This is a genomic window from Novosphingobium kaempferiae, assembly GCF_021227995.1.
Taxonomy (GTDB): Bacteria; Pseudomonadota; Alphaproteobacteria; order Sphingomonadales; family Sphingomonadaceae; genus Novosphingobium; species Novosphingobium kaempferiae.
The window spans coordinates 2,519,017-2,536,269 of record NZ_CP089301.1 but is presented as its reverse complement, the minus strand read 5'-3'; the positions used below and the strand labels follow the sequence as shown (position 1 = coordinate 2,536,269).

Here is a 17,253-nt window from a genome sequence, read left to right as displayed (position 1 = left end):
GGAGAAAACCGCGCGCCCGGTCCCGGTTCCCTGCGCATGAAAAAGGCGGAGCGCCTTTCGACGCCCCGCCTTTTCGTGTTCCGTCAGCCGTGGATCAGGCCGCGAGCTTGAACGGCTCGATCTCGCCCGAAAGGTACAGCTTCTTGGCCTTGGCGCGGCTGAGCTTGCCCGAGCTGGTGCGCGGCAGGCTCTTGGGCGGCACCAGTTCGACCACGCAGTTCATGCCGGTGATCGAGCGCACCTTGTCGCGGATCAGGTCACGCAGTTCGACGCGCTTGACCGGGTCGGAGACGCGGCAGTGGACGAGCACGGCGGGGGCTTCCTCGCCGTTGTCCATCTCCACCGAGAACGCCGCGATATCGCCGTGGTTGAAGCCCGGAAGCTGCTCCACCGCCCATTCGATGTCCTGCGGCCAGTGGTTCTTGCCGTTGATGATGATCATGTCCTTGGCGCGGCCGACAATGAACAGGTAGCCCTCCGCCATGTAGCCCATGTCGCCGGTGTCCAGCCATCCATCGACGAGGCAGGCCTCGGTCGCTTCGGGATCGCGGAAGTAGGAGTGCATGACCGAAGTGCCGCGGCACCAGACCTTGCCGATCTTGTGGTCGCCGAGCGTGCCGCCGTTCTCGCCGCGGATCACCACTTCCATGTCACGCACGGGCTTGCCGCAGTTGACGATGGCGCGGTAGCGGGCCGGGCGGGAGAGGTCGCGGGGCGCGCCCGAGAGACGCTCTTCCTCGACCAGCTCGACGCGGATGCCTTCGCCCGGGGGCATGATCGTCACCGCCAACGTCGCTTCGGCCAAGCCGTAGCTGGGCAGGAACGCCGATGCCTTGAAGCCCGCATCGGCGAAGGCGTTGACGAAGTTCTGCATGACGTCGGGACGGATCATGTCCGCGCCGTTGCCTGCGATGCGCCAGCGCGACAGGTCGAAGCGGTCGCTCACCGGGCTCTGGCTGGAGATGCGGCGCGCGCAGATGTCGTAGCCGAAGGTCGGCGAATACGACGCCGTCGTGCCCTGGTTGCGGGTGATGAGGTCAAGCCATGCCAGCGGGCGGCGGGCGAAGTCCTCGGTCTTGAGGTAATCGGCCGAAACCTGGTTGGCGATCAGCGACAGGAAACAGCCGACGAGGCCCATGTCGTGATACCAAGGCAGCCACGAGACGCAGCGGTCGGTCGGCTGGAACTCCATGCCGTGCGCGTGGCTGGCGAGGTTCGACAGCAGCGAACGGTGCGTGACCGCGACGCCGTGCGGGAAGCGCGTCGAGCCCGAGGAATACTGCAGGTAGCAGATGTCGTCCGGGTCGGCCTTGGGCAGATCGACCGGGGCGGCGTCCTTCGCCGCGAAGTCGCTCCACGCGGCGTGGGCGCAGCCCTGGCGCTCGGCGGCGGCGGCGGTCATCGCCGCGATCTCATCCGGGCCGACCAGCAGAATCGGGTCCGAGCTGGAAAGCTGGACGGCGAGCTGGTCGATGTAGTTTTCCTTGCCGCCGAAGCTGGTCGGCAGCGGCAGCGGCACCGGCCAGGCGCCTGCGTAGACCGTGCCGCAGAACAGCGCCGCGAAGTCCACGCCCGTCTCGGCGATGAGGGCGACGCGGTCGTCCTTCTTCACGCCGCGCGCGATCAGCGCATAGGCGACCTTCAGCGCGTCCTCGCGCAGTTCGGAGAAGGGATAGACCCGCGTCAGCGTGCCGCGCGGATCGTGGAAATTGAACCCGCGTTTGCCTTTCGCGGCATAATCAAGGGCATCGCCGAAGGTGGCGAAGTCGGCGAAGATGCGCTCGAGCGTGTCTTCGTTGGGGGTGGGGATAAGTGCCTGCCCCGTATTCGGCACCAAGTCGATGGTGTCGGCCATATGATCTAACCCGTTGTAGTTATACCGTTACTCTCGCGAGACCGGTGCTTCTATCCGGTCCATTCTGAACCGGAGTTAGCTGTGTTGCGTCCCATGCGGTCTCGCGCGCTCTCCCCAATCCGGCCTGAGTGTGGCACGAATAGGGCAACATGTCGGACAAGCGTCGCAATCCCCATCGCAGTGGACCGCCACCCCTGAACTCGATCCGCCTGGAGGAACTGGCGCTGGCCTATGTCGCGCGTTTCGCGACGACGCAAGCCAAGTTGCGCGATTATCTCCAGCGCAAGCTGCGCGAACGCGGCTGGGACGGGGAGGGCGACGCCCCGGTGGAAGACCTTGTCACCCGCTATGCCGAGAAGGGTTATGTCGACGATGCCTCGTGGGCACGGATGAAGGCAGGCAGCCTGCTGCGGAGCGGTTACGGTGCGCGGCGCGTGGGTGAGGCGCTGGGGCAGGCGGGCGTCGCGGAGGACTTGCGCGACGACACCCGGCCCGGCCCCGCCGAGCAGCGCCGCGCCGCTCTGGTGCTGGCGCGGCGGCGACGGTTCGGTCCATTCGCCGTTCAGGCGGTCGACGACATCAAGCTGCGCGACAAGCAGATCGCGGCGATGCTGCGCGCCGGGCACCCGCTCGACATCGCGCGCCGGATCGTCGAGAGCGAGGACGCCGACGCGCTGGAAGAATGGTGCGAGTCGGAATTCGGAGACTGATTGAATGCGCCTGACCCGGTCGAGTTTCGCCGTTGCCCTCCTGCTGGCCTTCGCCGCGTGCTCGCAGGCACCGCAGGACGCCACCGCCAAGGCGTCTTCGAAGGCGGCCGTCCACCCGATCTCGGGCCTGCCGGTGGTGCCGCTGACGGTGAAGTCGGCGAACGGCACGCATGCCTTCAAGGTCGAGGTTGCGGTGACGCCGGAACAGCAGGCCAAGGGCCTCATGTTCCGCAGCGAGATGGGCGCGGACGAAGGCATGGTCTTCGTGAACAAGCCAGCCCGCCGCGCCGCGTTCTGGATGCGCAACACCGTGATCCCGCTCGACATCATCTTCATCGGTACGGACCATCGCGTGCTCAACATCGCCGCGAACGCGGTGCCTTACGATGAGACGCCGTTGCCTTCGGACGGCGTGGCGGCGGGCGTGCTGGAGCTTAACGGCGGCCGCGCCGCGCAGCTCGGCATCAAGGCGGGCGACAAGGTCAGCTGGTAAGCAGTCCGCAGCGTAATCCCATGATCTCGTAACCTCACCACGCTATAACCCCGTCGCCCCTGCGCAGGCAGCGGCCCATCCCAAGCTTACCGCCTCGCGGTGAGCGGAGTGCCGGGGCGAGAGGCCTGATGGGCCCCTGCCTTCGCAGGGGCGACGGGTTTGCTGGGCGAGATCTCGACGCGATACTCGTCGCGCTTTTCTTCCGCCCCGCTCCCCAATAGACGAGGTGCCCTGCGCATCGCTCTTTCCTAGCATCACCCCGCAGATGGGCATGACGGGAGAGAGGATATGGGCTCGCTGACGGGCAAGACGGCGCTGGTGACCGGCGGATCGCGCGGGATCGGGCGCGAAGTGGCGTTGCGGCTGGCGGCAGATGGCGCACGGGTCTGTGTCAACTACAACAGCAACGCCGCAGCTGCCGACGACGTCGTCACGGCCATCCGCGCAAGCGGCGGCGAGGCGTTTGCGCTTCAGGCCGATGTCGGCTCCGCAGAGGCCATCGCGACGATGTTCGCGGCATTTGACAAGGAGGCCTACGGCCTCGATATCCTCGTCAACAACGCGGGTATCGGCGAGATGGCGACCATCGCCGAGACCGACGAGGCGCTCTACGATGCGATGATGCGGGTGAACGCCAAGGGGCCGTTCTTCGTGACGAAGGAAGCCCTGCCGCGCCTGCGCGACGGCGGACGCATCGTCAACCTGTCTTCCATGGTCGCCCGCGCCGCCTACGCATCGTGCCTTGCCTATGCGATGAGCAAGGCGGCGGTGGAGCATTTCACCCGCTCGCTGGCGCAGGAACTGGGACCGCGGAACATCACCGTCAACGCGGTCGCGCCCGGAGCGACGATCACCGACTTCGCGCCCGCACTGTTCAACGATCCGGCGACAGTGGACTATCTGGCCTCGGTCGCGGCACTCGGGCGGGTCGGCCAGCCGGGCGACGTGGCGCGCGTGATCGCCTTCCTTTGCGGCCCGGACGGGGCATGGGTGACGGGCCAGGTGATCGAGGCGAGCGGCGGGATGCATTTGTAGCATGCGAAGAGGGCTGTTCGCGCTTGCCTTGAGGGGCGCTTCGGGGCTAACGCGCGGCTCATGGGAATCCTGTCCAAGATCTTCACCTGGTGGGACGGTGCCACCATCGGCACCTCGCTCTGGAGCTCGCGCAATGGCGAGCACGTCGGCACCGACGCGCAGGGCAACAAGTACTATCGTTCCAAGAACGACAAGGTGAAGACCACCGAAGGGTGGGATCGCCGTTGGGTGATCTATGCCGGCGCCAACGACGCCAGCAACGTCCCCGCCGAATGGCACGGCTGGCTGCACCACTCCTATGACGGCGTGCCCGAAAGCCATCTTCCGGCCCCGCGCATCTGGGAGGTCGACTACACCCCCAACGCCACCGGCACCGCGACCGCGTATCGCCCGCAGGGCGCGCTGGAGCGTGGGGGCGTGCGCGCTGCCGCGACCGGCGATTACGAAGCCTGGTCGCCGGAAGCCTGAGGGCTTACCGGAAGTGATTCGCCTGAGGGCTCTGGCGGTCCTGCCTTTGCTGTCGGTCCTTGCGGCCTGCGGCGGCGAGCCTGCGCCCGAAGTTCAGGATACCGGCGTTCCGGACGCGATCGCGGGGATGCAGGCCGGACCTGCGCAGGCGGCCAAGGGCCAGCAGATCGGCACGCCCAACAAGGACCGCGTGGTCACGCTGGGCGTCCTCAACAAGCGCAACAACCTCACGCAGGATCTTGTGATGAAGCCGGGCGAATCGCGCCGGCTCGGCAACCTCGTCGTGAAGGTCGCGACTTGCGAGAAGACGCTGCCCTGGGAAAAGCCGCAGGAAGAGGGCGCCTTCGTCCAGGTCTTCGTCGAACAGCGCAAGACCACGGCGGAGAAGCTCGCCTGGCACAAGGTCTTCTCCGGCTGGCTGTTCAAGAACAACCCCGGCGTCAACGTGGTCGAGCACCCGGTCTATGACGTCTGGGTGAAGAGCTGCGCGATGAGCTTCCCGGGCGAAGAGGCGAGCCCGCAGGATGCCGCGTCGCCGAGCAGGGCGTCGAACGCCTCGGGCAGCGAGAGTACGCCGGCTCCGGCCGCGTCGGCCTCGCCCACTGCATCCGCCGCGCCAGCCGATCCCGAACCTGCCGAAGAGGCCGTCGTCGAGCAGTAAGCCGAGTTCTGCGCTGCCTCGAGTAGCGCCAGATAGCGCTTCTGCGGCATCTCCACTGCCCCCAGCGACGCCAGGTGCGGCGTCATGAACTGGCAATCGAGCAGCGTCGCGCCGCCGCGCCTGAGCGCCGCTACCAGCCAGCACAGCGCCACCTTCGACGAATCGCTGACGGTCGAGAACATCGATTCGCCGCAGAACACCCGGTCGAACCCGACGCCGTAAAGCCCGCCGACCAGTTCACCTTCGCGCCAGACCTCGATCGAGTGTGCATGGCCGAGGAAATGCAGGTTTTCGTAGCTCGCCTGGATGCGGTGGCTGATCCAGCTGCCGCCGTCGTCATCCTCACGCGCGCGGCGCGGGGCGGCGCAGGCGTCCATCACTTGCGAGAAGGCGCGGTTGCACGTCACCTCGAACCGCCCGCGCCTGAGCGTGCGCGCGAGAGAGCCCGATACGTGCAGCCCGTCCAGCGGCAGGATCGCCCGCAGTCGCGGCTCGATCCAGAAAAGCTCCGGGTCGTCGCGGCTGTCCGACATCGGGAAGATCCCGCTGCGGTAGGCGAGCATCAGGAGTTCCGGCTCGATGATCGGGTTGGAGCGGGGAGCGTGCACGGCAGGTGTCCTAACAGAAGGCGCGATCGGGTGCTAACGAACGCAATCGGTTGCTTGTCCACAATCGCCGCTTGCCATCCCGCAACTCTCCCATTAGAGGCCCCCGAGCCCGCAGGAGTGTAGCTCAGTTGGTAGAGCATCGGTCTCCAAAACCGAGGGCCGTGGGTTCGAGTCCCTCCACTCCTGCCAGCATCTTCCCAAAATCGCGATAACCACCCCTTCGGGGGAAGCCCGTCGTCGCGACGTTCAATTGCGGGCCGACTTGCTCTAGGAGAGCCCGTTCGCCGATTCGGGCACCAGCGGGAAAAGATCCAGTCGCACATGAACGCAAGCGCGCTCACTGAGGCCGTAGAGGCCACGAACAGCTCCCCCGGCAGCGAGAGTTACAAGAGGATCCGTCACGAGGCGGTGTGGATGGGCATCGTCCTGTCGCTGCTGGCGATGCTGCCCGCGATCGTCGCGTGGACGCCGCAGATGACGGACTACCCCTCGCACCTCGCGGGCTACAAGATCATGCTCGATCACGGGCACGATCCGTTCCTGACGCGCTACTTCCTGTTCAAGTGGGAATGGACCGGAAACCTCGGCGCCGAGCTGCTGATGGTGCCGCTAACCCCGCTGCTGGGACTGGAAGCGGCGGGTCGCTTCATCGTCGCGGCCATCCCGTTCCTGACCGGCATGGCGATCATGGCGGTCGAATGGAGCCTCAGGAAGCGCGTTGGCGTCGGCGCGATCCTCGCGTTCCCGATGATCTGGTCGCCGTCGTTCCTGATGGGCTTCCTGAACTACTCGCTGTCGATCGCCTTCGCGCTGTTCGTGCTGGCGGGCTGGGTGCGGCTGGAGAACTGGCGCTGGCGCTGGGCGGTGATGATCCCGGCCAGCTTCGTGGTGTGGCTGTGCCACGTCTCGGGCTGGGGCGTGATGGGCGTGCTGGTGTTCGGCTACGAGTGGTCGAAGCGTTCGAGCTGGCGCGACTGGCGGCCGTTCCTCAAGCCCTGGCCGCTGATCTTCCCGATCCTGCCGATGCTGCTGGGCATGGGCGCCAATTCCAAGGTGTCCTACGGGCGCTGGGGCGTCCTCGAATACAAGTGGCAGATCCTCTACCGCGCGATGCGCAGCTACGACATGACCTTCGATATCGTGAGCCTGTGCCTGGTGCTGGCGGTGATCGTGGCGGCGCTGTTCGTCCGCCGCTTCGATGGGCGCGTCGGCTGGGCGGCGCTGATGCTGCTGATCCTGACGCTGATCGTCCCGCGCCAGATCTTCGGCGGCGACTATGCGGACTATCGCCTGAGCACCGCCGCGCTGCTGGTGGCCTGCCTCGCGATCGACTGGCCGGTGCCGCGCTGGGGGCTGGCGCTGGCCGGGCTGCTGTTCACCACGCGCATCGCGGTGACGACCGTCGTCTGGTACGAGGACGCGCAGACCGCGCGCCAGCTGATCGGCGCGCTGAACTACGTGCCCGAGGGCTCGCGCGTAGCGACCGCCATCGCGATTCCGCGCCGCCAGTGGTTCTTCGGCCCGTTCGAGCATTTCGGCAGCTATGCCGTCGTCCGGCGCAGTTCGATGGAGAATTCCAACTTCGCGCTGCCCGACGTCCACATGCTGTCGATGCGCGAAACGCGCTACCGCTTCAACGACCCGACGCAGCGCATCCTCTATGCCGACAGCCAGCGGATCGACCTGCGCAAGTTCAAGCCTGCGCGCCATGCCGACTACCTCTGGTACATCGGCACCAAGGCGCCGGTGGCGATCCCGGACGGGGCGCGGATCGTCTACGCGACGCCGAACTCGTTCCTCGCACGGCTGCCTGACTCGGTGGACCTTGCAAATCCGGGCGACGGAAGCTAAATCCCCGTCTCCTCCCGACAGGCGGACTTCATCAGCCCCTCCCGGCCTCGGCCGGGGCGGCGATGACCCCTAGGCGGAAGAATCGCAGATTTTCCGCGCAAAGCGGCATAGTAGAGAGCGACGTAAGATGGCCAAGATCACCCCCGGCGAATTCATGCGCCAGGTTCAGGCGGAAACGCGCAAGATCCACTGGCCCTCGCGCCAGGAGACGACGACGACCGCGATCTTCGTCGGCCTGATGACGGTGCTGCTGGCGGTGTTCTTCCTCGGCATCGACGCGCTGTTCGGCTGGGTCGTCAGCACGCTCCTCAACGCCCTTTGATCGCCAGAATACAGGACTAAGAGACAGACATGGCCCGCTGGTATATCATCCACGCCTACTCCGGTTTCGAGAGCAAGGTTAAGGAAGCCATCATCACCGAGGCCGAGCGCATCGGTCTTTCGCAGCTCGTCGAGGACGTGCAGGTTCCCTCGGAAACCGTCACCGAAGTGAAGCGCGGCAAGAAGGTGCAGACCGAGCGCAAGACGATGCCGGGCTACGTCCTCGCCAAGCTGACGCTGAACGACGACGTCTACCACCTTATCAAGAACACCCCGAAGGTGACCGGATTCCTGGGTGCCAACAACAAGCCGCAGGCGATCAGCGAAACCGAGGCCGCGCGCTACTTCGGCGCCGCCGAGGCCGCTGCCGCCGCACCGCGCAAGACCGTCAGCATCGATTACGAGATCGGCGATTCGGTGAAGGTGCTCGACGGCCCCTTCGCGAGCTTCAACGGCATCGTGGAAGAGCTCGACTTCGACAAGAACCGCGTCAAGGTCGCGGTCTCGATCTTCGGCCGCGCCACCCCGGTGGAGCTGGAATTCGAGCACGTCGAACTCAGCAAGTAAGCGGGCGGGGGCCTCGCGGCCCCGACCTGCTGCCTGAGGCGCCCCGCAGGCCAGCCGGCCTTGCGGGGCGTTTCGCGTTTCGGGAAACGACGAATTAACCACTCCCGGCCTATCGCGGGGACATGACCTCGAACCGACTTGCGCCGCTGGATGGACTGCGCGGCCTTGCCGCGTGCGGGGTGGCGTTTCTCTATCATGCCAAGTCGCTGTTCTCCCCCGCCGCCGTTGCGAGCATACCGCAGCCCTTTGCCTGGGCGGTCGAATGGGGCTGGACCCTGGTGGACCTGTTCTTCCTGATATCCGGCTACATCTTTGCCCACGTATACCTGCAGGGCGACGGGCTCGCGCGCGGACGACTGGGCGACTTCGCGCTTGCCCGGTTCGCGCGGCTCTATCCGTTGCATCTGGTCATGCTGGTGGCCTGCGCACTGCTGCTGCCCGGCGAGCCGGGCAATACGCCGCATGCCTTCTTCGCCCATCTGGCGATGATGCAGCAGTTCGTGCAGCCGGTCGGTCATACTTTCGACGGTCCGGCGTGGTCGATCTCGGTCGAGGTGATCTGCTACGTGATCTTCGCCATGGCAGCCGTGCGCGGCCCGCGCGTGCTGCGCTGGACTAGCGTGGCGGCAATGCTTGTCGCGGTTGGTCACTTTGCCTTGCAGGGCAGGGCTGGCGGCCCCTGGGTCGGCGACGGCGTTCCGCGCGGTCTGCTCGGCTTCTTCCTCGGGCAGATGCTGTGGCAGGCGCGTGCGCGGCTCGCTGCCGTGCCGACCGGGTTTCTCGTGGCCACCCTTGTCTTGGGTCTGACGATCGACACCGGGACCGTCAGTTCGTTGCTGCCGCTGACCCTGCTGGCGTGGCCGGCCCTGCTGCTGCTGGCGCTGCGGTTTCCTGCGCTGGGTTCGCGACCGATGCTCTGGCTGGGCGACCGCAGCTATGCGATCTATCTCGTCCACTATCCGCTGATCCTGCTGCTGGAGCGCTGGCATGGGCCTTTCGGCGGAGGGCTGTGGACCGTGGCCCTGGTGACGGCCTCTTACACGGCGGTCGTGCTGGTGCTGTCCGACCTCAGCTTCCGCTTCGTCGAGGGGCCTGCGCGCCGTGCGATCCGGGCAGGCTTCCGGGCGCGTCTGGCGGTTCCGGAAGCGGCCTGAAACGGGCTCTTTCCTTCCTTCCGATTTTCGTATAGGGGCGCCCACTTCGGAAGCGGCTTGTGCCGTTCCCGATTCCCTGCGGGAGGGTGCTTGCGCCCGTCAACCGCTAGACATGAGCGCGGCATCGCCCGCGCGACAGTGTGAAAAGGAGTGGCCCCATGGCCAAGAAGATTACTGGTTACATCAAGCTGCAGGTTCCTGCAGGCAAGGCCAACCCGTCGCCGCCGATCGGTCCGGCTCTGGGTCAGCGCGGCGTGAACATCATGGAATTCTGCAAGGCGTTCAATGCCGCCACGCAGGAACTCGAGAACGGCATGCCGATCCCGACCATCATCACCGTCTACGCCGACCGCAGCTTCACCTTCGTCACGAAGACCCCGCCGGCCACCTTCCTCATCAAGAAGGCCGCTGGTCTGAAGTCGGGCTCGAAGGAGCCGGGCAAGATTTCCGCCGGCAAGATCGCCCGTTCGAAGCTGTCCGAGATCGCCCAGGTCAAGATGGCCGACCTCAATGCCAACGACATCGAGGCCGCAACGAAGATCATCGAAGGCTCCGCTCGCGCGATGGGCCTCGAAGTGGTGGAGGGCTGAGATCATGGCCAAGCAGACCAAGAACCAGAAGGCTCTCGCAGCCAAGCTCGGCGACAACATGAAGCTCTACGGCGTTGACGAAGCGCTGCAGACCCTGCGTGACGTCAAGGTCACCAAGTTCGACGAGACCATCGAAGTCGCGATGAACCTGGGCGTCGATCCGCGTCACGCCGACCAGATGGTCCGCGGCATGGTTTCGCTCCCGGCCGGCACCGGCAAGACCGTTCGCGTCGCCGTGTTCGCCAAGGGCGACAAGGCTGCCGAGGCTCTCGCCGCCGGCGCTGACAAGGTTGGCGCCGAAGACCTCATGGAAGACATGCAGGCTGGCAACCTCGACTACGACCGCGTCATCGCCACCCCGGACATGATGGGCGTCGTCGGCCGTCTCGGTAAGCTGCTGGGTCCTAAGGGCCTGATGCCGAACCCGAAGCTGGGCACCGTCACCCCGAACGTGACGCAGGCCGTGAAGGACGCCAAGGGCGGCCAGATCGAGTTCCGCGTCGAGAAGCAGGGCATCATCCACGCCGGCATCGGCAAGATGTCGTTCTCGGATGCCGATCTGAAGACCAACTTCTCGGCCTTCGTGGACGCCATCGTCAAGGCAAAGCCCTCGGGCGCCAAGGGCAAGTATGTCCGCAAGATCTCGCTCTCGTCCTCGATGGGCCCGGGCCTCAAGATCGACACCACCGAGATCGCTGGCGCCTGATTTCAGCGCTGACGTAAACGGATAGAAGGGCCGGGAGGGAAACCTCCCGGCCCTTTTCGTTTGAGCGATATCTGTCTCGTTTACGTCCGGGAGCTTCGGGTGTATCGGTGTGCTGTACATATGTTCAGCATAACGCCGGGAGAGACGGCCAGATGGCTATCCGCTTCGAAGACATCAAGGAATTCATCGGTTCGCGCGTGCTCTGGGACGATCGTGCAGACCTGTTCACCCCGGAGGCCGCGAAGGCGATTCGCGCCAAGGTGGAAGAGCGTACCGTGCTCGTCTTTCCCGAGGTGAACCTGTCCGACGCCGAACAGCTCGCCATCACCAATGCGATGGGGGAGAAGGTGCGCCTGACCGCGCGCAACAACGTCCAGAGCAACGATCAGGACGTCTATCAGGTCACCCTGGACGAGAAGATCAACCCGCAGCCCGAATACGTGCTCGGCACCTTCTTCTGGCACATGGACGGCATCACCGTGGACATGCCGCCGCCCTTCGCCACCCTGCTGTCCTGCCGCATCGCACCCGACAAGGGCGGCGAGACCGAGTTCGCCAGCACTTATGCCGCCTACGAGGGGCTTCCGGAGGAGGAGAAAGAGGCGCTCGAGGGACTGAAGGCGGTCCATTCGGTCCGCGCCAGCCTCTCGCCAATCGCCGATGCCATTCCGGAGAAGCATCGTGAGAAGGTGCTGGGGATCGGGCTCATCAAGGAGCACCCGCTGGTCTGGACGCACGAGTCGGGCCGAAAGTCGATGGTCATCGGCACCACCGCCGACCACATCGTCGGCATGGAGGTGCCCGCCGGGCGCGCGATGCTCATCCGTCTGCAGGAATGGGCCGCACAGCCCGCGTTCTCGCTGCGCCACAAGTGGACCAAGGGCGACTTCGTGATCTGGGACAACACCGGCGCCATGCACCGGGCGATTCCCTACGACAAGTCGACCGGGCGCATGATGCACCGCACCTCGATCGCGGGGACGGAGGCGGTGGCGGCCTGAAGTGTCCATCGTCCCGGGCCATGTCCGGGACGATGATCAGCGCAAGTTTGCTGCCGTGTAGCACTCCACCAGATAGGCCAGCGGCCGCCCGTCTGGCAGCATCAACATGGCCTGATGGGTGGAGATCGTGTCCGCCGGGCAATTCTCCGCCGGGCCGGCCACCCTCGAGAGCGAGCGGCGGCGGAAGTTCAGTGCCGCGACCACCTTGCCGAACGGCACGTCGGTCGAGCGCAGCGCCTCGTTTATCTCCGGCGTCAGGCGCGCCGGAACATACCAGTTCCACGCGACCGAAAGCACCGTCCCGCCGCAGCTGAGCCGCACGTTGCGCATGGCGAACGTCTCGCCTTCGCCAAGGGCAAGGCGCTCAGGCATCTTTGCGGGCGGATCGTCGCTGGTGGCGCTGAGCGTCTGTGCGGTGATGCGGGCGGGGTCAGCCATGCCGCGCTGGGCGCACCATTCCTCCAGCGCGAGCGTGGCGCTGTCATGGCGGCGCAGGACGGCTTCGAAGGCCTCCAGGGTGGGCGGGGAAATCACGGCGGGAGTTGCAGGCGTGGCCATCAGCGCGAGTGCGGCGACAAGCTCAGATGCCACCGGGGACCGCCGGGCGGCCCATCACCGCGAGCCCGTCGACCAGCATCCGCGTGCAGGCGGCGAGATCGTCCGCGCTGACCGAGCGGATCACGAAGTTCGCGCCGGTGCGCCCGTCTGCCCAGAACGGGTAGGAGCCGATCTGGCAGCTCTCGAACGCCTTCTCGGTCTCGCGCAGCAGTTCGGCGACTTCACTCTCGCCGACCCAGCAGCCGACCGTCTCGGACAGCAGCGGCGCGCCGCCTTCGAGTTGGCCCGAGAGCGCGTCGAGCATTCCGGCGGTGATGCTGGGGACGCCTGCCATGATGAAGACGTTGCCTGCGCGAATGCCGGGCGCGCCGGTGTAGCGATTGGGGATCAGGCTGGCACCTTCGGGCGTGCGGGCCATGCGCAGGCGCGCATCTGTGAGGCCGCCACGCGTGGTGTAGTATTCCTCAAGGATCGCGCGCGCTTCGGGGTGGACGATCACGGGTACGCCCAGCGCTTCGGCGATGGCGTCCACGGTGATGTCGTCGTGCGTCGGGCCGATGCCGCCGGTGGTGAAGCAATAGTCGTTGCGCGCGCGCAGCGTGTTCACCGCCTCGACGATGGCCGGGGTATCGTCCGCCACCACGCGCACTTCCTTCAGGCGGATGCCCTGGATCTGCAGCCAGGTGGCGACTTGCGCGATGTTCTTGTCGTGAGTGCGGCCCGACAGGATCTCGTCGCCGATGACGACGAGGGCGGCGGTGAAGATTCGCTGCTGGGAAGCCATGCCTGCTTCGCTAGGGCAAATGCGCGCAGACCGCCAGCCCATGCGCTCACGCCACGGTGCAGGTGCAAAAAGAAAGGGCCGGTCCGAGGACCAGCCCTGTAGAAGTTTTGGGAGAGGATGCCTGAAAGGCCCGATCCTTATGTCCAAATCGGCGCATTGCTGCAAATGCGAAAAGATTTAACAAAGTTGCAAGGAATGCAACTTGGAGCGTGCGGTTAGGGAAATCGGTCTGTTGGCCTCAGGAAACCGCGCGGAGAAGCGGAGGAACAAGCGTCAGCAGCCCGATCAACGCCGCAGCGATGGAGGCGACGAGCACCGCGCCCGCGGCGATGTCCTTCACGCGGCCGATGGTGGCGTCGAACTGCGGGCTGACACGATCGCACAGGTGTTCCAGCGCGGTGTTAAAGGCCTCCGCCAGCCAGACGATCGCGATGGCGAGCACGATCCAGCGCCAGTCGGATGCGGAAATGTGGAGAAGGAACCCGGCGGCTACCGCGACTGCGGCAGCTGCGAGATGTACCCGGGCATTGTGTTCACGCTCTACCATCAAGTGCAACCCGCGTGCCGCGAAGACGAAGCTGCGGAAGCGCGCCTTCATGCGGAAGCGTGCTGGCCCCGAAGTGGTATTTTGATTCTGCAAATGACGTTCCCTCCGCGCATCGGGTTTGATGCTGGAGGAACGATGTGCGGCAAGCGCAGTCCGGGCAAATGGAGATCGCGTGCAGAGGCGAAGGCTGGAGCACTGGTAGCGCGCTCGCCGTCGAGGCCAAAAAGAAAGGGCCGGTCAGAAGACCAGCCCTGTAGAAGTTTTGGGAGAGGATGCCTGAAAGGCACCCCCCATATGCTGTTCGGGGCCGATTCCCGCAAACGCGCAAAGCGCCACGTTAGTTGCATGCCTTGCAACGATCGTGTGCCGTGCGCTGAGCGTCAACTTTGCAAAACGGCTCCGTAAAGGTCGTGCTCGTCGGCATCTTCGACGAGAACGTCAACGATATCACCGACTTGCAGGCCCGAAGCGTCGCGCAGGAAGACGTTGCCGTCGATCTCCGGGGCATCGGCCTGCGAGCGGCCGGTTGCACCGACATCACCATCTTCGTCCGCCTCGCCGACCTCGTCGATGATGACCGGCAGGACGCGACCGACCTTGGCGGCAAGCTTCGCGGCACTGATCGCGGCGGTCTTCTCCATGATGCGCTGGTAGCGCTCTTCCTTGACCTCTTCCGGCACAGGATCGGGCAGGTGGTTCGCCGAAGCGCCTTCCACCGGCTCGAAGCGGAAAGCGCCGACGCGGTCGAGCTGGGCTTCGTCCAGCCAGTCCAGCAAATACTGGAAATCCGCCTCGGTCTCGCCGGGGAAGCCGACGACCAAGCTGGAGCGGATGGCGATGTCCGGGCAGATCTCGCGCCACTTGTGGATGCGGTCGAGCACCTTGGCTTCGTTCGCCGGGCGCTTCATCGCCTTGAGCACGGACGGGGCCGCGTGCTGGAAGGGGATGTCGAGGTAGGGCGTGATGAGCCCCTCGGCCATCAGCGGGATGACGTTGTCGACGTGCGGGTAAGGGTAGACGTAGTGCAGGCGCACCCACGGCTTGCGGCCCTGCGCATCGCTGAGCTGGCCGAGTTCGCGGGCGAGGTCGGTCATGTGGGTGCGGACCGCGCGGTCCTTCCACATGCGTTCCTCATGCCGCACGTCGACGCCATAGGCCGAGGTGTCCTGGCTGATGACGAGCAGTTCGCGCGTGCCCGCCTGCACCAGCTTCTCCGCCTCGCGCAGCACCGCATCGATCCGGCGGCTCGCCAGCTTGCCGCGCAGCGAGGGGATGATGCAGAACGAGCAGGCGTGGTTGCAGCCCTCGGAAATCTTGAGGTAGCCGTAATGGCGCGGCGTCAGCTTGACGCCTGCCTCGTCGTAGGCCTGTGGGATCAGGTCGAGGTAAGGCGAGAGTTCGGGCGGAGCCGCCTCATGCACCGCCTCGACGACCGCCTCGTACTGGTGGGCTCCGGTGACGGCCAGAACCTGCGGGAACTTGGCGCGGATCACTTCGGCTTCGTTGCCCATGCAGCCGGTCACGATGACGCGCCCGTTCTCGGCGATTGCCTCGCCGATGGCGGCAAGGCTTTCCTCCTTGGCGGAGTCGAGGAAGCCGCAGGTGTTGACCAGCACGACATCGGCGCCGGAATAGTCCGGGCTCATGTCATAGCCGTCCGCGCGCAGGCGGGTGAGGATGCGCTCGGAATCGACGAGCGCCTTGGGGCAGCCGAGGCTGACCATGCCGACTTTCGGCGGGGAGGGGAGTTCGATAGCCATGGGATTGGCGCGCCCGATACTCTCAAACGGCACGCGAGTCACGAAAAACGAAATTTGCGGATGATTCGCAAAACTTGCACAAGTGTACGGAGCCTGCAAGACAGTGACCGCAGGGCGCAGGGACGTGTCTGAGGGAAGGATTTTCGAATGGGTCCGGTGAATTGGCTGGCGGTCGTGCTCGCGGCGGCGCTCGCGGTGGCGATCGGCATTGTCTGGAACGGGCCGCTGTTCCGCACCGGGCGGCAGCTGCTTCCGGGCAATTCGGAGCGCGCGGGCGGATTCGTGACCGTCACGATCGTGTTCCTCATCAGTTCGATCATGCTCGGCCATGCCTTTGCGCGGATCGGTGCGGAGACGCTGGCGGTGAAGCCGTGGCTCTACTTCATGCAGACAGGCGGGATCGCCATTGCCTTCGTCATCCCGTCGGTCTGGCTGACGCACTTGCGCAACCGCACCGAGCCGATGCGCCGCGTCATCGACTGCGCGTTCTGGCTGATCGCCTACCTGGCGATGGGCCTCGTATTCTGGATTCTAGGCTAAGCCTTCGCGGCGGATGGTGGGCGCAACTTCGACCACCACGTCGCCGGCTTCCAGCTTGTGCGCTTCCGGCTCCCAGAAGCCGAAGCAGCGGTCGCCGCGATAGATGCGCACGCCCTTGCCGGTCTTGACGTCGTCGATCGAGCGGCCGATTTCATCGGGCGCGACGGGGCGCTCCACCAGTTGCACCCGGCCGCCGACCGAGGCGAGATCGGACATGTATTCGGCGATGTGCTTGCCCTCGGCCGAGCCCGCCAGCAGCAGGCCGGTGAAGCGGACGGGGTTGATGACGTTGTCCGCCCCGGCCTGATTGGCGAGCAGTTCGTTGTCGTCGGCGCGGATCACGGCGGTGATCGGCACGCCGGGTGCGAGATGGCGGGCGGTCAGCACGATCAGGATCGTCGTGTCGTCGCGCCCCGCCGAGACGAGGATCGTGCGCGCCGCGCCGATGCGCACCGCCGCCAGCGTCTCGTCGCGCGTGGCGTCGCCTTCGAGGATGTTGCAGCCCACCTTCTCGGCCAGCTTGAGCCGCGCGGGGGAGGGGTCGACGACGACGATGCAGGCAGGGTCCATGCCTCGCTCCATCAGTTCCTGCACCGCTTCCGCGCCGCTGACGCCATAGCCCAGCACGACGACATGGTCGGACAGGCGCTCCTGGATGCGTTTCATGCGCCAGCTCTCCCAGCTATGCTTGATGAAGTAGTTGTAGGCGGTGCCCACGAAGATGAAGATGACCGCGAAGCGGATCGGCGTGACCAGCACCGCCTCGATCAGCCGCGACCGGTCGCTGACGGGGGCGATGTCGCCGAAGCCCGTCGTCGTGATCGAGATCATCGTGAAGTAGAACACGTCGAGGAAGCTGACCGCCCCGTCGTGGGTGTCCTTGAGCCCGTCGCGGTCCATCCAGTGGACGAGCACGACGATGAAGACGAGCAGGAACGCCCCGCCGAGCCGCAGCGAAAGATCGGCCCAGACCGGCAGGTCGATGGCGCGCTTGAGGGGCTTCTGGACCGAAACCGGAGAAGCGGCGCGCCGTTTCGACATGAC

The 17,253-nt window shown here is 65.8% G+C and carries 19 protein-coding genes, 1 tRNA gene and 1 pseudogene; 14 read left to right on the top strand and 7 right to left on the bottom strand.

What is annotated here, in order from left to right; all coding sequences use genetic code 11:
* Positions 1–94: 94 nt before the first annotated feature.
* Positions 95–1,855 carry a fatty acyl-AMP ligase gene (locus LO787_RS11460; protein WP_232495954.1) on the bottom strand — a complete coding sequence of 587 codons (1,761 nt, stop codon included), beginning with the start codon at positions 1,853–1,855 and terminating at the stop codon, positions 95–97.
* 149 nt (positions 1,856–2,004) lie between these two features.
* Here LO787_RS11460 and LO787_RS11455 point away from each other — a divergent pair, with 149 nt between their 5' ends.
* From LO787_RS11455 to LO787_RS26175, 5 genes and pseudogenes are all read left to right on the top strand, one after another.
* Positions 2,005–2,565: a regulatory protein RecX gene (locus LO787_RS11455; protein WP_232495953.1), complete on the top strand. Its 561-nt coding sequence runs from the start codon at positions 2,005–2,007 to the stop codon at positions 2,563–2,565.
* A gap of 4 nt (positions 2,566–2,569) precedes the next feature.
* The gene (locus tag LO787_RS11450; protein WP_232495952.1) at positions 2,570–3,058 is read left to right on the top strand and encodes a DUF192 domain-containing protein; all 489 of its coding nucleotides are present in this window, start codon (positions 2,570–2,572) and stop codon (positions 3,056–3,058) included.
* 288 nt (positions 3,059–3,346) lie between these two features.
* Positions 3,347–4,093, top strand: coding sequence for an SDR family oxidoreductase (locus tag LO787_RS11445; protein WP_232495951.1), 747 nt, complete (start codon positions 3,347–3,349; stop codon positions 4,091–4,093).
* 60 nt (positions 4,094–4,153) lie between these two features.
* A complete protein-coding gene (locus LO787_RS11440) occupies positions 4,154–4,561 on the top strand; it encodes an NADH:ubiquinone oxidoreductase subunit NDUFA12 (protein ID WP_232495950.1) in 408 nt (135 codons plus the stop codon).
* A 127-nt stretch (positions 4,562–4,688) separates the two neighbouring features.
* Positions 4,689–4,988 (top strand): annotated as a pseudogene (locus LO787_RS26175) (DUF2155 domain-containing protein); the annotation flags it as partial.
* Positions 4,989–5,023: 35 nt separating this feature from the next.
* On the opposite strand, the gene aat reads toward LO787_RS26175, so the two are convergent.
* Positions 5,024–5,830 carry a leucyl/phenylalanyl-tRNA--protein transferase gene (gene aat, locus LO787_RS11430; RefSeq protein WP_232495949.1) on the bottom strand — a complete coding sequence of 269 codons (807 nt, stop codon included), beginning with the start codon at positions 5,828–5,830 and terminating at the stop codon, positions 5,024–5,026.
* 113 nt (positions 5,831–5,943) lie between these two features.
* On the opposite strand from aat, the gene LO787_RS11425 reads away from it, so the two are divergent.
* The 8 genes from LO787_RS11425 (at position 5,944) to LO787_RS11390 (ending at position 12,020) form a co-directional block, all read left to right on the top strand.
* A tRNA-Trp gene (locus LO787_RS11425) sits at positions 5,944–6,019 on the top strand.
* 132 nt (positions 6,020–6,151) lie between these two features.
* The gene (locus tag LO787_RS11420) at positions 6,152–7,681 is read left to right on the top strand and encodes a hypothetical protein (protein ID WP_232495948.1); all 1,530 of its coding nucleotides are present in this window, start codon (positions 6,152–6,154) and stop codon (positions 7,679–7,681) included.
* A gap of 127 nt (positions 7,682–7,808) precedes the next feature.
* On the top strand, positions 7,809–8,003 hold the full coding sequence (secE, locus tag LO787_RS11415; RefSeq protein WP_232495947.1) for a preprotein translocase subunit SecE: 195 nt from the start codon (positions 7,809–7,811) through the stop codon (positions 8,001–8,003).
* Between the two features lie 29 nt (positions 8,004–8,032).
* Positions 8,033–8,569, top strand: coding sequence for a transcription termination/antitermination protein NusG (gene nusG / locus LO787_RS11410; protein WP_232495946.1), 537 nt, complete (start codon positions 8,033–8,035; stop codon positions 8,567–8,569).
* A gap of 122 nt (positions 8,570–8,691) precedes the next feature.
* Positions 8,692–9,723, top strand: coding sequence for an acyltransferase family protein (locus LO787_RS11405; protein ID WP_232495945.1), 1,032 nt, complete (start codon positions 8,692–8,694; stop codon positions 9,721–9,723).
* A 158-nt stretch (positions 9,724–9,881) separates the two neighbouring features.
* Positions 9,882–10,313, top strand: coding sequence for a 50S ribosomal protein L11 (gene rplK, locus LO787_RS11400; protein ID WP_008830816.1), 432 nt, complete (start codon positions 9,882–9,884; stop codon positions 10,311–10,313).
* Positions 10,314–10,317: 4 nt separating this feature from the next.
* On the top strand, positions 10,318–11,019 hold the full coding sequence (gene rplA / locus LO787_RS11395; protein WP_232495944.1) for a 50S ribosomal protein L1: 702 nt from the start codon (positions 10,318–10,320) through the stop codon (positions 11,017–11,019).
* 152 nt (positions 11,020–11,171) lie between these two features.
* Positions 11,172–12,020 carry a TauD/TfdA dioxygenase family protein gene (locus LO787_RS11390; protein WP_232495943.1) on the top strand — a complete coding sequence of 283 codons (849 nt, stop codon included), beginning with the start codon at positions 11,172–11,174 and terminating at the stop codon, positions 12,018–12,020.
* 36 nt (positions 12,021–12,056) lie between these two features.
* On the opposite strand, the gene LO787_RS11385 is transcribed toward LO787_RS11390, so the two are convergent.
* From LO787_RS11385 to rimO, 4 genes are all read right to left on the bottom strand, one after another.
* Positions 12,057–12,578, bottom strand: a complete 522-nt coding sequence (locus LO787_RS11385; protein ID WP_232495942.1) for a hypothetical protein — start codon at positions 12,576–12,578, stop codon at positions 12,057–12,059.
* A gap of 22 nt (positions 12,579–12,600) precedes the next feature.
* A complete protein-coding gene (locus tag LO787_RS11380) occupies positions 12,601–13,362 on the bottom strand; it encodes a competence/damage-inducible protein A (RefSeq protein WP_232495941.1) in 762 nt (253 codons plus the stop codon).
* Positions 13,363–13,600: 238 nt separating this feature from the next.
* The gene (locus tag LO787_RS11375) at positions 13,601–13,960 is read right to left on the bottom strand and encodes a diacylglycerol kinase family protein (RefSeq protein WP_232495940.1); all 360 of its coding nucleotides are present in this window, start codon (positions 13,958–13,960) and stop codon (positions 13,601–13,603) included.
* A gap of 329 nt (positions 13,961–14,289) precedes the next feature.
* Positions 14,290–15,669 carry a 30S ribosomal protein S12 methylthiotransferase RimO gene (gene rimO, locus LO787_RS11370; protein WP_232495939.1) on the bottom strand — a complete coding sequence of 460 codons (1,380 nt, stop codon included), beginning with the start codon at positions 15,667–15,669 and terminating at the stop codon, positions 14,290–14,292.
* A gap of 147 nt (positions 15,670–15,816) precedes the next feature.
* Between rimO and LO787_RS11365 the strand changes: the two genes are divergently transcribed.
* A complete protein-coding gene (locus tag LO787_RS11365) occupies positions 15,817–16,209 on the top strand; it encodes a DUF1761 domain-containing protein (protein ID WP_232495938.1) in 393 nt (130 codons plus the stop codon).
* Here LO787_RS11365 and LO787_RS11360 read toward each other — a convergent pair.
* The gene (locus tag LO787_RS11360) at positions 16,201–17,250 is read right to left on the bottom strand and encodes a potassium channel family protein (RefSeq protein WP_232495937.1); all 1,050 of its coding nucleotides are present in this window, start codon (positions 17,248–17,250) and stop codon (positions 16,201–16,203) included. The genes LO787_RS11365 and LO787_RS11360 overlap by 9 nt on opposite strands.
* Positions 17,251–17,253: the final 3 nt, after the last annotated feature.

What these genes read in the sequence shown, in the direction of transcription:
- LO787_RS11455 (WP_232495953.1), top strand. Translation starts at nt 2,005, where the DNA reads ATGTCGGACAAGCGTCGCAATCCCCATCGCAGTGGACCGCCACCCCTG.
- LO787_RS11450 (WP_232495952.1), top strand. Translation starts at nt 2,570, where the DNA reads ATGCGCCTGACCCGGTCGAGTTTCGCCGTTGCCCTCCTGCTGGCCTTC.
- rplA (WP_232495944.1), top strand. Translation starts at nt 10,318, where the DNA reads ATGGCCAAGCAGACCAAGAACCAGAAGGCTCTCGCAGCCAAGCTCGGC.
- LO787_RS11365 (WP_232495938.1), top strand. Translation starts at nt 15,817, where the DNA reads ATGGGTCCGGTGAATTGGCTGGCGGTCGTGCTCGCGGCGGCGCTCGCG.
- secE (WP_232495947.1), top strand. Translation starts at nt 7,809, where the DNA reads ATGGCCAAGATCACCCCCGGCGAATTCATGCGCCAGGTTCAGGCGGAA.
- LO787_RS11385 (WP_232495942.1), bottom strand. Translation starts at nt 12,578, where the DNA reads ATGGCCACGCCTGCAACTCCCGCCGTGATTTCCCCGCCCACCCTGGAG.
- LO787_RS11405 (WP_232495945.1), top strand. Translation starts at nt 8,692, where the DNA reads ATGACCTCGAACCGACTTGCGCCGCTGGATGGACTGCGCGGCCTTGCC.
- LO787_RS11420 (WP_232495948.1), top strand. Translation starts at nt 6,152, where the DNA reads ATGAACGCAAGCGCGCTCACTGAGGCCGTAGAGGCCACGAACAGCTCC.
- LO787_RS11460 (WP_232495954.1), bottom strand. Translation starts at nt 1,855, where the DNA reads ATGGCCGACACCATCGACTTGGTGCCGAATACGGGGCAGGCACTTATC.
- rimO (WP_232495939.1), bottom strand. Translation starts at nt 15,669, where the DNA reads ATGGCTATCGAACTCCCCTCCCCGCCGAAAGTCGGCATGGTCAGCCTC.
- LO787_RS11380 (WP_232495941.1), bottom strand. Translation starts at nt 13,362, where the DNA reads ATGGCTTCCCAGCAGCGAATCTTCACCGCCGCCCTCGTCGTCATCGGC.
- LO787_RS11360 (WP_232495937.1), bottom strand. Translation starts at nt 17,250, where the DNA reads ATGTCGAAACGGCGCGCCGCTTCTCCGGTTTCGGTCCAGAAGCCCCTC.
- LO787_RS11445 (WP_232495951.1), top strand. Translation starts at nt 3,347, where the DNA reads ATGGGCTCGCTGACGGGCAAGACGGCGCTGGTGACCGGCGGATCGCGC.
- LO787_RS11390 (WP_232495943.1), top strand. Translation starts at nt 11,172, where the DNA reads ATGGCTATCCGCTTCGAAGACATCAAGGAATTCATCGGTTCGCGCGTG.
- LO787_RS11375 (WP_232495940.1), bottom strand. Translation starts at nt 13,960, where the DNA reads ATGAAGGCGCGCTTCCGCAGCTTCGTCTTCGCGGCACGCGGGTTGCAC.
- nusG (WP_232495946.1), top strand. Translation starts at nt 8,033, where the DNA reads ATGGCCCGCTGGTATATCATCCACGCCTACTCCGGTTTCGAGAGCAAG.
- LO787_RS11440 (WP_232495950.1), top strand. Translation starts at nt 4,154, where the DNA reads ATGGGAATCCTGTCCAAGATCTTCACCTGGTGGGACGGTGCCACCATC.
- rplK (WP_008830816.1), top strand. Translation starts at nt 9,882, where the DNA reads ATGGCCAAGAAGATTACTGGTTACATCAAGCTGCAGGTTCCTGCAGGC.